At 38.5% G+C, this 15,102-nt stretch carries 11 protein-coding genes; 8 read left to right on the top strand and 3 right to left on the bottom strand.

All coding sequences use genetic code 11. From position 1 onward, the window contains the following. Positions 1-53 precede the first annotated feature (53 nt). Both CDZ92_RS04425 and CDZ92_RS04415 read right to left on the bottom strand, forming a co-directional pair. Complete coding sequence (locus CDZ92_RS04425) at positions 54-986, bottom strand: D-2-hydroxyacid dehydrogenase (protein WP_096153887.1); 933 nt, start codon at positions 984-986, stop codon at positions 54-56. Positions 987-1,578: 592 nt separating this feature from the next. Further along, positions 1,579-2,331 carry an alpha/beta fold hydrolase gene (locus CDZ92_RS04415; protein WP_096153884.1) on the bottom strand — a complete coding sequence of 251 codons (753 nt, stop codon included), beginning with the start codon at positions 2,329-2,331 and terminating at the stop codon, positions 1,579-1,581. 624 nt (positions 2,332-2,955) lie between these two features. On the opposite strand from CDZ92_RS04415, the gene CDZ92_RS04410 reads away from it, so the two are divergent. The 5 genes from CDZ92_RS04410 to CDZ92_RS04385 all read left to right on the top strand — a co-directional run bounded on the left by CDZ92_RS04410 (position 2,956) and on the right by CDZ92_RS04385 (position 8,888). Beyond that, on the top strand, positions 2,956-3,960 hold the full coding sequence (locus CDZ92_RS04410; RefSeq protein ID WP_096153882.1) for a 2-oxoacid:acceptor oxidoreductase family protein: 1,005 nt from the start codon (positions 2,956-2,958) through the stop codon (positions 3,958-3,960). A gap of 34 nt (positions 3,961-3,994) precedes the next feature. Continuing rightward, a complete protein-coding gene (locus tag CDZ92_RS04405) occupies positions 3,995-6,307 on the top strand; it encodes a thiamine pyrophosphate-dependent enzyme (RefSeq protein WP_096153880.1) in 2,313 nt (770 codons plus the stop codon). 386 nt (positions 6,308-6,693) lie between these two features. Then, the gene (locus CDZ92_RS04395; protein ID WP_096153876.1) at positions 6,694-7,134 is read left to right on the top strand and encodes a cell wall hydrolase; all 441 of its coding nucleotides are present in this window, start codon (positions 6,694-6,696) and stop codon (positions 7,132-7,134) included. A 184-nt stretch (positions 7,135-7,318) separates the two neighbouring features. Next, entirely contained in the window at positions 7,319-7,510 is a 192-nt protein-coding gene (locus tag CDZ92_RS04390) for a hypothetical protein (protein WP_096153875.1), read from the top strand. After that, positions 7,503-8,888, top strand: coding sequence for an amidase (locus CDZ92_RS04385; protein ID WP_096153873.1), 1,386 nt, complete (start codon positions 7,503-7,505; stop codon positions 8,886-8,888). The genes CDZ92_RS04390 and CDZ92_RS04385 overlap by 8 nt, the downstream gene beginning before the upstream one ends. A gap of 114 nt (positions 8,889-9,002) precedes the next feature. Here the strand turns inward: CDZ92_RS04385 and CDZ92_RS04380 are convergent, their stop codons facing one another. Then, positions 9,003-10,289 (bottom strand): MFS transporter, encoded by a 1,287-nt coding sequence (locus tag CDZ92_RS04380; RefSeq protein WP_096153871.1) that lies wholly within the window; start codon positions 10,287-10,289, stop codon positions 9,003-9,005. 230 nt (positions 10,290-10,519) lie between these two features. Between CDZ92_RS04380 and pflB the strand changes: the two genes are divergently transcribed. From pflB to CDZ92_RS04365, 3 genes are all read left to right on the top strand, one after another. Next, the gene (gene pflB / locus CDZ92_RS04375) at positions 10,520-12,748 is read left to right on the top strand and encodes a formate C-acetyltransferase (protein WP_441296496.1); all 2,229 of its coding nucleotides are present in this window, start codon (positions 10,520-10,522) and stop codon (positions 12,746-12,748) included. A gap of 79 nt (positions 12,749-12,827) precedes the next feature. Further along, a complete protein-coding gene (gene pflA, locus CDZ92_RS04370; protein ID WP_096153868.1) occupies positions 12,828-13,556 on the top strand; it encodes a pyruvate formate-lyase-activating protein in 729 nt (242 codons plus the stop codon). A 325-nt stretch (positions 13,557-13,881) separates the two neighbouring features. Then, positions 13,882-14,286: an SET domain-containing protein gene (locus tag CDZ92_RS04365; protein WP_096153866.1), complete on the top strand. Its 405-nt coding sequence runs from the start codon at positions 13,882-13,884 to the stop codon at positions 14,284-14,286. Positions 14,287-15,102 lie beyond the last annotated feature (816 nt).

The raw sequence follows: 15,102 nt of genomic DNA, 5'->3' as shown, positions 1-15,102 counted from the left end.
TCCACTTTAGGTTTTAAACATAGTTACAGCAATAATCATTACGAAAATGATATTTAATATCCTCTACTAAAGTCCACACTGTTAATTAAATCTAAATTGTTTTCTATTCTTTCAAGCGTGTCTAAAAAGCATGCTATTGCTTCTCCTATTTCTGTTACCGCCGAAATGTGTGGGGTGATTGTTACATCTTCTCTACTCCAAAGTTCCGATTGTTCAGGTAATGGTTCTGTGGTTAACACGTCAAGAACGGCGTGTGCTACATTTCCATTGTTAAGAGCTTCTATTAAAGCAAGTTCGTCCACAGTCGCTCCTCTACCAACGTTAATAAAAGATGCTCCATTCATATTTTCAAAGAACCTCTTATTAAAAAGTTCTTTCGTGTCTTTTGTTAGCGGCAGTGTACTTATAATCCAATCTGCTTTCTCGACAAAGGAAGAAGCTTCTTCTACTTTCACAATTTTTCTGAAATGTTCTTTTTGCTTGCCACTTTGGGAAACCCCGTGTACTTCAGCACCGAAATAGCTGAAAGTTCTCGCTACTTCTTGTCCGATTTCACCTGTTCCGTAAACAAGGATGGACATATCTTTTATCATTTTAGGCGTTTTTGGTATCCATTTTTTGTAATGTTGATTTTCAGCAAAAAAGGTATGAAGCTGAAGGTCTTTTAAAATGTAACTTAAACAATATTCACTTATTCTTTGACCGAAAGAAGAAACTGTTCTTGTTAGGAGGATTTTGTTTTGTTCCCACCCTCGAATTTCTAAGAAGTTGTTAACTCCGGCGTTAAATGTATGTACCCAATTGAGATGTTTTAGATTAAAATTTTCACATGGTTTTGAACCAACATAGACATCTGCCCATTTTAGGTCTTCAATCGTAATCTTTTCTAAAGGGATAAATCGATAGTTATGATTCGTTTCGTTTGGTAACTGTCTATTAAATTGTTCTTCATAGATTCCAGCAACAAGAATGTTTTCGATGACCATTTCTCCTCCACCTTTGTATGTATATGCTTTTATTATAATTTATTTAAGGCTAGAGTGTCATTTATTAACCTGGATTTTTGCAATAACGCTTACCTCTAAACTTGTTCATTTTGGACTCTGCTTCGGTCACTTTGCACCCGACTTCGGTCACTTTGTACCCGGCTTCGGTCACTTTGCACTCCGCTTCGGTCACTTTGTACCCGGCTTCGGTCACTTTGCACTCCGCTTCGGTCACTTTGACTCTCGCTTCGGTCACTTTGCACCACGCTTCGGTCACTTTGACTCTTACTTCGGCACTTTGACTCTTACTTCGGCACTTTGCATCAAGCTTCGATCACTTTGCACTCCGCTTCAGTCACTTTGCACCCGGCTTCGGTCACTTTGACTCTTACTTCGGCACTTTGCATCAAGCTTCGGTCACTTTGCACTCCGCTTCGGTCACTTATGTTGTAATTATTCGTTTCTCATATAGTAGAAAAAACAAAGTGAAACGGAATCAATTAATAAAACGAAATTAGCTATTGAATAAGCGGAACGCCATCTTGAAGTTAACTCACACAAAAAACCAATTACTCAATGAATAGTAATTGGTTCAACTGTTACCCTTTGTATTTAACCACTTGTTGATTACATCCAAAAACTCATTAGGATTATCTAACATTCCCATATGAGATGTTTCTGTATCTCTAATTGTTACATAATTAGAAGGGTTTGATGTTTTGAATTCTCCATCCCAATTATCTCGGGTACCACGGATAATTAAAAATGGAATATCCAATGTATCAAGAAGTATCGTTTGATTCGGTCGATCTCTCATCGCAATTAGCGCTCTAATAGCACCCTCTTTGGATGTTTGTTTTGCTAATTGAATTGCTGTTTGAATGTCATTTATATTACCTTGTTCACAAAAGTAACTCTGTATTCTTGCTTCTGCAAAGGAAGGAATACCTTCAATTTTTATAACCTTTATATTCAGTTCTCGAGTTTTTTTCGTTTCTGTATCATCAGATGCTGGGGTAGAATATACAGCGGCAGCTCTAAATAAATGTTGTTTATACTTATCTGCTGCAGCATAAGTGATATACCCGCCAAATGACTGACCTATCCATGTTGCTTTTGGAATGTTTAAATGGTGAAGAAGTTTTAAGATTTCTTCCGCATAATTATATACAGTGTGAACTGTGTCTGGCAGCTTCGATTTCCCATGCCCTGGCAAATCTATCGCGATAACATCATTCGTTTCTGCTAGTTTGTCAATAACTTTATTATAATCTTCATGCGTTCCAAGAAAACCATGAATTAACACTAAGGGTTCTCCACTACCTTTTCTTATATAATGTAACATATCTTTCACCTCATACTTTATTAGCTATTATAGTATAGCTATTTAATTACTTTTTTAAGCAAAAGGAGTTTAATTTTTCAGACAAAATAGACAATCTAGAAGAAGGGCAAAACAAACATAAAAACATGTTCAAGTACAATACCATGTTACATACAAATGTAAGAACATATCTACTAATACTGAAAACGAATTTTGCGGAAGAAATGGATCTACTATAAAAAACTATCTATTAAATGAGATAGGTTTTTTTAATTTACCATCTGTTACAACACAATAAACTCATGTACTAATACAGAGTGTCGAAATTTAGGGAGCAAACATTCTTAAAAGCTATAATACTCTTAAAATATATATTTTGTACATAAATCTGTTGTATTTCCAATCTCCTCCTGTTACAATTTAGTTGTAAAATTGTTTGAATTATCTAAATTTTACAACAACGAAGTTTCATAATGTATTTCTAGTAACCGAAAAACGAATATTAACTAGTTAATGCTTGGTAAATATAAACATAATAAGGACAAATCACAGTATTAACAATTGATATTCTTTTTTCAGTAAACGAAATACAATGATGAACTCAACTGAACTAAAAATTACTACATAAGATTGGAGGAATCTTTTTTGACACAGTTACCTAAAGTAAATGACTTAGGTTTTTTTGAAATTCGTCTTGAGTCGATTGGTGGATTAGGAGCCAACTTAGCTGGGAAAATGTTATCAGAAGATGGCGTTGTTGGAAACGGTCTAAATGGCATTGGCTTTTCTTCCTATGGTTCAGAAAAAAAGGGATCACCAGTTAAAGCGCATATTCGTTTTTGTGATCCTGACACTACTATTCGCGACACCACACCTATTGAACGTCCTCATGTAGTCGGAATATTCCATGATGCACTTTTTAAAACAATTAATTGTACAAGCGGTATTTATCCAGACAGCACCATCTTAGTAAACTCAAAAAAATCCCCAGAACAACTGAAAGAATTAATGAACATTCAAGGTGGAGTAATTGCCGTTGTTGATGCGACGGAAATCGCCTTAGAAGAACAAACGAAAGTGAATACAGCGATGTTAGGTGCACTATACAGAGTTTTAAATTTTTTAGATCCTGAATCGATGCGCAATACGATTCGCCGTACATTTGAAACAAAGTATCCTCACCTAGTAGAACCAAACATCCGAACGTTTGACAGAGGTTATCATGAAGTGGAGTTTAAAACATATGATGCTCCAGAAGGTTTAGATGTTGCTCCTTTCTTACGACCTGAGCCTATACTTGGTTACAAAACACAACCAATAGGTGGCATGGTCACAAACCCTGGAAATAGTATTTTAAAAGATTTAAGTATTTCTCGAGCTGGTATGCTCCCACATTTTCATGACGATAAATGCATTAATTGTGCTGCTTGCGATACAGTTTGTCCTGATTTTTGTTTTGTATGGGAAGAAAAACCGGATAAGCGTGGTCGCCCACAAATGTTTTTACAAGGTATTGACTATCAATATTGTAAAGGCTGTTTGAAGTGTGTACACGCCTGTCCTGTGGAAGCGCTTACAGAAGAGCGTGAACTTGATGATGGGTACGCTGAAGAAAACCGAGTTCCCCATTTGTTTCAATTAGTCAAATGAGAGAGTGATTAAATAATAGAAAGGTGGATTTCCGTTGAGCATAGATGTAAAAAGTGAAAATAAAAGTCTTCCTACTGGCACTGTGGAACAAAGTGTCGTTTTTGAATCAGGTAATGAAATGGCGGCTTATGCTGCGCATCAAATTAACTATCATGTAATGGGTTATTATCCAATCTCCCCTTCTACTGAGGTTGCGCAATTTTTAGATGGGATGAAAGCTAAAGGAGAACATGATATCGTATTAATTCCTGCCGATGGAGAGCATGGTTCTGCTGGTATTTGTTACGGTGCTTCTACTGGTGGTGGACGAGTATTTAATGCCACTAGTGCAAACGGCTTTTTATTTATGCTTGAGCAATTACCAGTTCAATCTGGCACGCGCTTTCCGATGGTACTTAATCTAGTAAACCGTTCTGTCTCTGGGCCGTTAAATATTCATGGAGACCATTCCGATCTTTATTTTGCCTTAAATACAGGATGGCCAATTTTAATGGCAAGAGACCCTCAGATTGTATATGATATGAACATTTTAGCTATTAAACTAGCAGAAGATCCAGAAGTTCGCTTACCAGTTATTGTTTCGTTTGACGGTTATTTTACTTCACATCAAAAACGTCGTGTAAAAGTGCTGAAAGATAAAAAGGATGTTCAATCCTTTATTGGACCAGTCAGAACGGACTTCCCTCACACATTGGATAGAGAAAACCCTGTTACTGTTGGCCCTTACATGAATGAACCGGATTACATTAATAACTGTTATCAGCAGTCAGAGGCAATGTATAATGCGGAACGGGTTTTTGAGCGTATTTCTAAAGAATACGCGGAGCTAACAGGTCGTGAATATCCAGTTCTTGATTTGTATCGAATGGAAGATGCTGAGGTTGCCGTGTTTATGCTGAACTCGGCTGCTGAAGTTTGTAAGGATGTTGCAGATCGCATCCGTGAGCAAGGGGTAAAAGCTGGGGTCATCTCTCCAAATATGATCCGACCTTTCCCACAAAAGCAATTAGCGGAAGTGTTGAAAAATGTAAAAGCTGTAACCGTTGGAGATCGTGCTGACTCTTATGGAGCACATGGCGGTAACATGGCACTTGAAGTTCGTGCAACTCTTCAAACGTATGGAAACATAAATACGAAAGTAATTAATCGAGTTTACGGTTTAGGTGGCAAAGATTTTTATGCCGATGATGCGGAGAAGTTTTTTGAATTAGCTCTTGATGCTGTTGAAGTCGATATGGTGGAAAAGCAATTTGATTATTATGGGCATACTCCAGGTAATCCTGAACTAGCTCCAAAACGAGTGGTTGAACCTTTGAAAAAAGAAGATTTGAAAACTGGGTTAATTACCGTTACGCCTGATCAAGATACCGGTGAGTTGAAAGTTAAAATTCCACCGTTACGAAGTTTAACGAAAAAACCTAAACGTATCGCTTCTGGTCATGGCGCATGTCCTGGCTGTGGAATTTTCTCTGGGTTAGAATTGTTCTTTAAAGGAATCGAAGGTGACATTGTTGCCCTTTTCCACACTGGTTGTGCGATGGTTGTTACGACGGGTTATCCTTATAGCTCTCATAAAGCTACGTACATTCATAACCTTTTCCAAAATGGTTCAGCTACTTTATCAGGACTTGTGGAAATGTTCCATGAACGAAAACGTCGTGGCGAGTTTGAAGAGCTCGGATTGAGCGATGACTTTACTTTCGTGATGGTAACTGGTGACGGCGGTATGGATATCGGAATGGGGCCAGCAATTGGGACTGCTTTACGAAACCATAAAATGATCATTTTAGAATATGATAACGAGGGATACATGAATACAGGAAGTCAACTCTCCTACTCTACACCGATGGGACATATGACGAGTACTTCTAATGTTGGTAGTTTCCAAAATGGTAAACCGTTCCATCATAAAGACACTGCCCAAATTATGGCTGCTACTCATATTTCCTATGTTTTCACTGGCACAGAAGCTTTTGATCGTGACTTATTGAAAAAAGCAGCGAAAGCACAATGGTACGCACAAAATGTCGGTCTCGTGTATGGGAAAATATTAATCACTTGTCCTTTAAACTGGAAGTCAAAAGACCAACTTGGTCAGTCGATTGTGGAAGCTGCGGTTAACTCTTGCTTCTTCCCTCTTTATGAAGTGGAACGTGGCATTACAACGGTAACGTATAATCCGGAAGAAAAGAACAAGCGAATTGACGTAACTGGTTGGTTAGAGATGATGGGGAAAACCAAACATTTACTAAAGGAAGAAAGCAAAGAAATGCTTCAAATGTTTAACGATGAAGTGGAACGCCGCTGGCAGCAATTGAAAGCGAAGCATGAGAGTCCCTATTTGTAGGACTAAGAATAATCCACTAGAGTTTTTTCTTGAAAGCCTCTTAGAATAAAAAGCGTGCCGGTTGTATGACCGCTTTACGCGGGGGAGGCGATGCCTGCTGGGGCACAAGGGCTACGTGGGGTCTCACCCTCCTGCCCTCTCCCGCAGGATAAGAAAGGCTTCGAGAGCGATGCATCGCACGAAGAAAATACGTATGCATTTACGAGGAGTCAACCATACAACCGGCACTTTGATATAATAATCTCTATTTTTAGTCTAAACAAACACACTTAGTCAGCTTCACCTTCTTCCTATTACCTCCCATCCCCCTTTTGAATGATAAATTGTTTATTTAGAATGCAATTTTTGCTATCTTTCTTCATACACTTCTTGTAGAGGTGATTAAAATGACTAGAGTAAAATATACTGACAAAGACATTGATTTAATGGCAAGGATGATGAGGGCTGAAGCCGAGGGCGAAGGGCAACTTGGGATGCTTATGGTTGGGAATGTCATTGTGAATCGATTAAAAGCCGATTGTTTAGATTTTTTAGATTTAAAGTCTGTAAACGATGTGATATTCCAAATACAAGGAGGGAATTATTCGTTTGAAGCAGTACAAAAAGGAAATGTCTTTTATAATAGAGCGAGAGAGCAAGAGAAAAGATTAGCGAAACGAACGTTAGATTATTGGAGAGAGCAGCCTTCTAAGTTTGCTCTTTGGTATTTTAATCCGTATGCTCCATGTCCCCCTACATGGTACAATCAACCATTTGCAGGACAATATAAGCAACATTGTTATTACGAACCAATTGCTGATACATGTGAAGGTGCTTATAGATGGTAGGTTAGGACTTCTAGGAGACTGTTATTTTGAAAATGTTGAGACGACTCACAACTTGTGTATTCGTCTTTTTTTTGTTCATTCCTTCTTCTTTCATCCTTGTCTTCCCTACTTCATCGTGTCAGATGACTTGTTTCATACATAGGTTAATAACGGAGCACAAGTAGAATAGGAGGCTTCCCTCTAGATGAAAGCAGAAAACTATATTAAGCAAATCTTACACCTGCACAATATTCCTGTTATTGAGAACGATTTACCGTATATTTTCGATGTTTTAACTACTATTTATAAAGAACAGACCAACCTTACCATTTTTCCAAATCTAAATGAAGAAGTACCGGTTGTCGTTGTGGATCCTGGAGTGATAAAACATGACTAACTTATATAATTTAACGGCAACCGAACTTTCACCTTTAATACAATCAAAACAAGTTTCTCCTGTAGAATTAATGAAGTCTATCTTAACTAGAATCGAAGAAATGGAACCACGGATAAATGCGTATATAACATTAACTCCTGAACTAGCATTGCAACAGGCTAAAAATGCAGAAAATCTCATTATGAAAGGTTTTAATCAAGGGCCTTTACATGGGATTCCAATTGGAATGAAAGATAATCTATATACTAAAGGAATTCGCACTACGGGTGGCTCTGCAACACTAGAAAAATTTAAACCTGACTATAATGCAACGGTAGTTAAAAAGTTACTAGGTGCTGGAGGTGTGATGACTGGGAAACTTAATATGCATGAATTTGGGGGAGGTCTAACAAATACGAATCTGGCTTTTGGAAATACAAGAAATCCGTGGAATGAAAACTTTATGCCAGGTGGGTCTAGTGGCGGAAGTGCCGCAGCAATAAAAGCAGGTTTGACAACACTTGCTACAGGGTCTGATACATTTGGTTCCATTAGAGTTCCTGCATCGATGTGTGGTATTTACGGATTAAAACCGACTTACGGACTTGTTAGCTCTTACGGTGTTGCTCCTCTTGCATGGAGTTTAGACCACGTAGGTCCAATGGCGCGATCCGTTAGCGATTTAGCTTTAATGCTTAATGAAATGGCAGGTTACGACCCTAAAGATCCTGGAAGTATGAAAACACCTAATCACGACTATACAAAAACAATAGGAAAAGGAATAAAGGGAGTGAAAATTGGAGTACCTTCTTTCTTCATGAAAGGTCTTGAACCAGATGTAGATAAATTGTTCAAAGCCGCTGTATTAAAGCTTGAACAATTAGGAGCTAAAATGGTAGAAATAGAAATTCCTGAATTGTCTATGTCTTCGTATGCTAACTATGTTATTACGACAGGTGAAGCTTCTAGCTATCATTATGAAAGACTTCAAGAACAGTCAGAGAAATTCGCAGATGATGTTCGTATTTTTTTCCAAACAGGAGTCATAACAAATACACCACAATACGTTAGAGCTCAACAAGTGAGACGAAAGTTAACCGACGCATTTAATAAGGTTTTTGAAAAGATTGATATTCTTGTAGGACCTACGATTCCTATTGTGCCAAAGCCATTTGCTGAGAATTTCGTTGAGCAAAACCTTTCCGTTACGGAAAAGTGCATGCCATTTACTTCTCCAGCAAACAATACCGGGACACCAAGTTTATCCGTTCCAATAGGTTTAGCTTCGAATGGGCTGCCAGTTGGAATGCAGTTGATTGGTGCTCACTTTTCTGAAAAACTTTTATTACAAGTTGGAGCCCGTTGGGAAAAAACAAATCCTTTAGTTGAAAAACGATAGAATATTTTTTACTTTTTAGAACAAGAAGGTCCCCAATTTTACTTTGGGGACTTTTACATTTATCTCAATATTATTACTGGTTCATTACAAGTGCCAGGCACTTGTAATACTAACTTAACACTTCACTTCTGCATTTTTTCTATGATAATAGTAAATGTTTAGTACGATAGAAACTGCATAGAATGCGATGAAGAAATATAATGCTGTAATTGGTGTACCTGTATTCCCCATGGACCAACCGAATAGTTTAGGGATAAAGAATGAGCCATATGCTGCAAACGCGGCTGTAAAGCCTAGTACTGGTGCCGCTTCTTTTACGGAGAAAATAACCGGAATCATTTGGAAGGTAGAACCTGATCCTATTCCTGCTGCAATAAATAAGATTAAGAAAGAAGCAAGAAAACCTGCAAAATTATTAAGTCCAATAAAATAAATAACTGATAGTGCGCCAAACGACATTACGACTAATACATATGTTGTCACTCTTGCTCCACCAAATTTATCTGATAACCATCCACCAACCGGACGGAACGCTGCTGCTAAAAAGGCTCCTAAGAAGGCTAACCCGACAAACTCTGGAAACGATGTTCTTAGTAATAATGGAAATGCTGCTGCGTATCCGATAAAAGAACCGAATGTCGCTACATATAAAATCGTCATGATCCACGTATGCTTTCTTTTTACAATAACGAATTGTTCCGCAACAGATTGCTTTGCTGTTGGTAAGTTATCCATTCCAAAATACGCTACAATGGTCATGATAATAATAGGTAGTACCCAAACAAATGCTGCATTTTGTAACCATACTTCCGATCCGTCAGGTAACACTTGCCCTTTTCCTCCTATAAAAGAAAATGTACCGATTGTGATAACTAACGGAGTTACGAACTGAACAACTGATACCCCCATGTTCCCTAACCCACCGTTAATTCCTAACGCAGTTCCTTTTTCTTTTTTTGGATAAAAATAGCTAATGTTTGCTAATGCAGAAGAAAAATTTCCTCCACCAAGACCACAAAGAGCCGCGAGTATTAACATGACACTATATGGTGTGTCAGGATTTTGTACCGCAAAGCCTATACCAATTGTCGGAATCACTAATATACCTGTTGAAAAAACAACCCAGTTACGTCCGCCAAACTTTCCAACTGCAAATGTATAAATAAATCGTAAAGATGCTCCAACTAAACCTGGCACCGCTGCTAATGTGAAAAGTTGTTCTGCTGTATATGCAAAGCCGATATCATTTAATCTAACGGCAACAACGGACCACATTTGCCATACGATGAAAGCTAGCATTAATGTTGGTACGCTGATCCATAAGTTACGACGAGCGTGCCTCTTCCCTTCTCTTTCCCAAAATTCACTGTTTTCTGGATTCCATTCTTTAATTCGTCCCATTGTTTATTCCTCCAATAACTACTTTGCCTTACCTTTATGGGCAAAGCATACACTGACTAACAAAAAAATAAATGTGAGCTTTATCACATTTTCAAATTTTAGTCTAAAAGTTTTTACAGAATTGTGTCATGTGATATTTATCACATTGATGAAAGCCTTTACTTGCTATAGTTAAAGCATAATCTAGTGTGTTTTATCACAATATTAACTCTCAGTAAGGAGTGTAAATGATGAACTTTCCAAATTTTTTACGAAAAGGCAATTGGAACAAGGAGATCGATGTGCGAGATTTTATTCAATTAAACTATGATCCTTATAAAGGAGATGAATCATTTTTAGCACAGGCTACTTCACGTACACAATCGCTTTGGTCTAACGTAATGGAGTTAACGAAACAAGAGCGTGAGAACGGTGGCGTTTATGATTTAGATACAGAAATTGTTTCATCTATTACGTCTCACGGTGCTGCCTATTTAGATAAAGATAGTGAGACAGTTGTTGGGTTTCAAACAGACAAACCATTCAAGCGTTCGCTTCAACCTTATGGTGGCATTCGAATGGCGGCAACTGCTCTTGAATCTTACGGATATGAAATTAACGAGGAAGTAAATGATTTCTTCACGAAGTATCGTAAAACACATAACCAAGGTGTGTTCGATGCCTACACAAATGAAATGAAATTAGCACGAAAAGTTGGGATTATTACTGGTTTACCAGATGCATATGGCCGTGGGCGAATAATTGGGGACTATCGCCGAGTGGCGCTGTATGGCGTAGATTTTCTCATAAATGAAAGAAAAAAAGACTTAATAGATGCTGGGACTAGAATGACGGAGGACGTGATTCGTCTTCGTGAAGAGTTGTCGGAACAAATTCGTTCCCTTCAAGAGTTAAAGCAATTGGCAAGCGTATACGGCTTTGACTTAAGCGGCCCTGCACAAAATGCAAAAGAAGCGTTTCAATGGTTATATTTCGGCTATTTAGCAGCGATTAAAGAGCAAAATGGAGCGGCGATGAGTCTTGGAAGAGTTTCTACTTTTTTAGATATTTATATCGAAAATGATTTAAAGGAAGGTAGATTGACAGAAGAAGAGGCGCAAGAGTTAGTCGATCATTTTGTTATGAAGCTTCGTCTTGTGAAGTTTGCTAGAACGCCAGAATATAATGACTTATTCAGCGGAGATCCTACTTGGGTGACAGAGTCGATTGGCGGTATTGGTTTGGATGGTAGACCGTTAGTTACTAAGACTTCATTCCGCTTTATTCATACGTTGACGAATTTAGGTCCGGCGCCGGAGCCGAATTTAACGATTCTTTGGAGCACGATGTTACCGGAGAACTTTAAAAAGTATTGTGCGAAAATGTCGATACAATCGAGTTCTATTCAATATGAAAATGATGATTTAATGCGCGTTGATTATGGAGATGACTACGGGATTGCTTGCTGTGTATCGGCGATGAAAATTGGAAAGCAGATGCAGTTTTTCGGTGCTCGTGCGAACTTAGCGAAAGCGCTACTTTACGCGATTAATGGTGGTGTCGATGAGAAGGAAAAAGTGCAAGTTACTCCCCTGTTTGAAAAAATAACGAGCGAGTATTTAGACTACAATGAAGTGATGGAGAAATTTGATCAAGTGTTAGATTGGTTAGCGGATCTTTACATTAACACGTTGAATGTTATTCATTACATGCATGATAAATACAATTATGAGCGTATCGAAATGGCACTTCACGACAAAGATGTTGTTCGCACGATGGCGACTGGAATTGCTGGTTTATCGGTTGTGGCAGATTCGTTAAGTGCGATTAAACATTCTAAAGTAAGGGTAATTCGTGATGAAAATGGGGTTGCGGTAGATTACGAGATGGAGGGCGAGTACCCTCAATTCGGTAACAACGATGATCGAGTAGATACTATTGCGCAAGAAATTGTAACTTCTTTTATGAAAAAATTGAAGAAATTAGATACGTACCGTAATTCTACAACGACGATGTCAATCTTGACGATTACTTCCAACGTTGTTTATGGGAAAAAGACTGGCAACACGCCAGACGGACGTAAAGATGGCGAGCCATTTGCGCCTGGTGCAAATCCGCTGCACGGTCGAGATAAAAAAGGTGCCCTTGCATCGTTAAACTCTGTTGCGAAATTACCGTATCAGCATGCGATGGACGGGATTTCGAATACGTTCTCGATTGTACCGAAAGCGCTTGGTAAAGAAGCGGATACGAGAGTTTGTAACTTAGTGGCTATTTTAGATGGATATGCAGAAAAGAAAGGCCACCATTTAAATATTAATGTGTTCGATCGTTATACGTTGTTAGATGCGATGGAACATCCAGAGCTCTACCCACAATTAACGATTCGTGTTTCTGGTTATGCGGTAAACTTTATTAAATTAACAAGAGAACAACAATTGGATGTTATAAATCGTACGTTCCATGCATCTTTAGGCTAAGGATTAGGCCACTTTTTACAGAGTGGCCTAATCCTTTAAGTTGTTTTCTAGTTTTCTAATAGGAAAGAAGGTTTTTGATATGAAAGGTTATATTCACTCTGTAGAAACGTCAGGTATGGTCGATGGGCCTGGAATCCGTTATGTTATTTTTACTCAAGGCTGTTTGTTGCGTTGTCAATTTTGTCATAACCCTGATACGTGGGAGCAGAAAAAAAGAAATGAAATGTCGGTGGATGAGTTAGTTGCAGATATTGAGACGTACATTCCTTATTTAAAGCAATCTGGCGGTGGCGTAACGGTTAGCGGAGGCGAGCCTTTATTGCAAATTGATTTTTTGATCGCGTTATTTAAACGTTGTAAAAAGCTTGGGCTTCACACTACGGTTGATACGTCTGCTGGTTGTTTCAATCAATCTAGTAAGTTTTTGCAATCTCTTGATGAACTGTTACAATATACGGATTTGTTTTTACTAGATATAAAGCAAATAAATGATGAAAAACATAAGGATCTAACTTCTGTTGGCAACTCTCATATTCTTGAATTCGCTCGCCTTTTATCAGACAGAAAAGTTCCTGTTTGGATTCGACATGTACTTGTGCCTGGTAAAACAGATAGCGAGGAAGATTTAACTGCTTTAGCTAGTTTCGTAGGTCAGTTAGTTAATGTAGAAAAAGTGGAAGTGCTCCCTTATCATCAATTAGGTGTTTATAAGTGGGAACAGTTAGGCATTCCGTATCCACTTGCGAACGTCTCTCCCCCTACCGAAGAAAGCGTGAAAAAAGCGCAGCATATTTTAGGGTGTAATTAAACCATAGATATGAGGATGTTATTTTTCACATTATATAAAAATTAGAGTGGAGTGTAGCGGAAACCACTGGACTCCTGCGGGAAGAAGAGCGAAGCGTGAGACCCCACAGGCGGGACGCCGAGGAGTAGGTTTTTTCACGATAGTGAAAATAACCTTCCCCTGCGCTCCCCGCGGAAAGCCAGTGCCTGCAGCGGAAAGAAACGAATAAGATATTATTTCTAAATTTATATAAAAATTAAAATCGAAAACCTCTTACTTGTTTTGCATCGTTATGAATGGTAAAGTCATATAGAAAAATAACTTTGTACGTAAGTGAGTGTGGAATATGACAGCAGAAAAAATTGAAGTAAAAAGATCACCTGTTAGTGATGGTGAATTTCAACGTGGCGTTTTTGCAACACATGATATAAAAAAAGGCGATATCATACATGTAGCTCCTGTTATACCTTACCCGAATGAACAGCATATGCTAATTGAGCATACAGTTTTAGCGGATTATGTTTATGAGTATGGGATAAATCATAGTGCGATTGTTTTAGGGTATGGGATGTTGTTTAATCATTCGTATGATCCGAATGCGTATTATGAGATTAGTTTTGAGACGCATACGTTTACTTATATTGCCCATAAGGATATAAAGGCTGGCGATGAGATTTTCATCAATTATAACGGTGATGTGGATATTGATGATCCGCTTTGGTTTAATGAAGAAAAGAGTGAAGAGGAATAATACTATTCTTCTTCACTCTTTTTCATGGAAAATGGTCGTGGCGTGAGTTTCACGGCCATTTTGCTCTGTTTTTTTATCAAAAATGATCCAGATGACTGCTCTCATGACCGGTTTCCTCTGTTTTTTTATCGAAAGCGGTCTTGATGACTGCTCTCATGACCAGTTCCCTCTGTTTTTTGATCGAAAGTGGTCTTGATGACTGCTCTCAAGACCGGTTTCCTCTGTTTTTTGATCGAAAGTGGTCTTGATGAACACTCTCACGACCGGTTTCCTCTGTTTTTTTATCGAAAATAATCCAGATGACTGCTCTCATGACCGGTTTCCTCTGTTTTTTTATCGAAAGCGGTCTTGGTGACTGCACTCATGACCGGTTTCCTCTGTTTTTTGATCGAAAATGGGCTTGATGACTGCTCTCATGACCAGTTCCCTCTGTTTTTTTATCGAAAGTGGGCTTGATGACTGCTCTCAAGACCGGTTTCCTCTGTTTTTTGATCGAAAGTGGGCTTGATGACTGCTCTCATGACCAGTTCCCTCTGTTTTTTGATCGAAAGTGGGCTTGATGATTACTCTCAAGACCGGTTTCCTCTGTTTTTTGATCGAAAGTGGGCTTGATGACTGCTCTCAAGACCGGTTTCCTCTGTTTTTTGATTGAAAGTGGGCTTGATGATTACTCTCAAGACCGGTTTCCTCTGTTTTTTGATCGAAAGTGGGCTTGATGACTGCTCTCAAGACCGGTTTCCTCTGTTTTTTGATTGAAAGTGGGCTTGATGACTGCTCTCAAGACCGGTTTCCTTTGTTTTTTGATCGAAAGTGGTC

Source organism: Bacillus sp. FJAT-45066 (assembly GCF_002335755.1).
Lineage (GTDB): Bacteria > Bacillota > Bacilli > Bacillales > Bacillaceae_I > Bacillus_CD > Bacillus_CD alkalisoli.
Note: the sequence above shows the minus strand (reverse complement) of the source record. Positions and strands in the feature narration are given on the sequence as shown.

Coding starts and splice junctions, on each gene's coding strand:
- CDZ92_RS04425 (WP_096153887.1), bottom strand. CDS start 986: ATGGTCATCGAAAACATTCTTGTTGCTGGAATCTATGAAGAACAATTT.
- CDZ92_RS04415 (WP_096153884.1), bottom strand. CDS start 2,331: ATGTTACATTATATAAGAAAAGGTAGTGGAGAACCCTTAGTGTTAATT.
- CDZ92_RS04395 (WP_096153876.1), top strand. CDS start 6,694: ATGACTAGAGTAAAATATACTGACAAAGACATTGATTTAATGGCAAGG.
- CDZ92_RS04390 (WP_096153875.1), top strand. CDS start 7,319: ATGAAAGCAGAAAACTATATTAAGCAAATCTTACACCTGCACAATATT.
- CDZ92_RS04385 (WP_096153873.1), top strand. CDS start 7,503: ATGACTAACTTATATAATTTAACGGCAACCGAACTTTCACCTTTAATA.
- CDZ92_RS04380 (WP_096153871.1), bottom strand. CDS start 10,289: ATGGGACGAATTAAAGAATGGAATCCAGAAAACAGTGAATTTTGGGAA.
- pflB (WP_441296496.1), top strand. CDS start 10,520: ATGAACTTTCCAAATTTTTTACGAAAAGGCAATTGGAACAAGGAGATC.
- pflA (WP_096153868.1), top strand. CDS start 12,828: ATGAAAGGTTATATTCACTCTGTAGAAACGTCAGGTATGGTCGATGGG.
- CDZ92_RS04365 (WP_096153866.1), top strand. CDS start 13,882: ATGACAGCAGAAAAAATTGAAGTAAAAAGATCACCTGTTAGTGATGGT.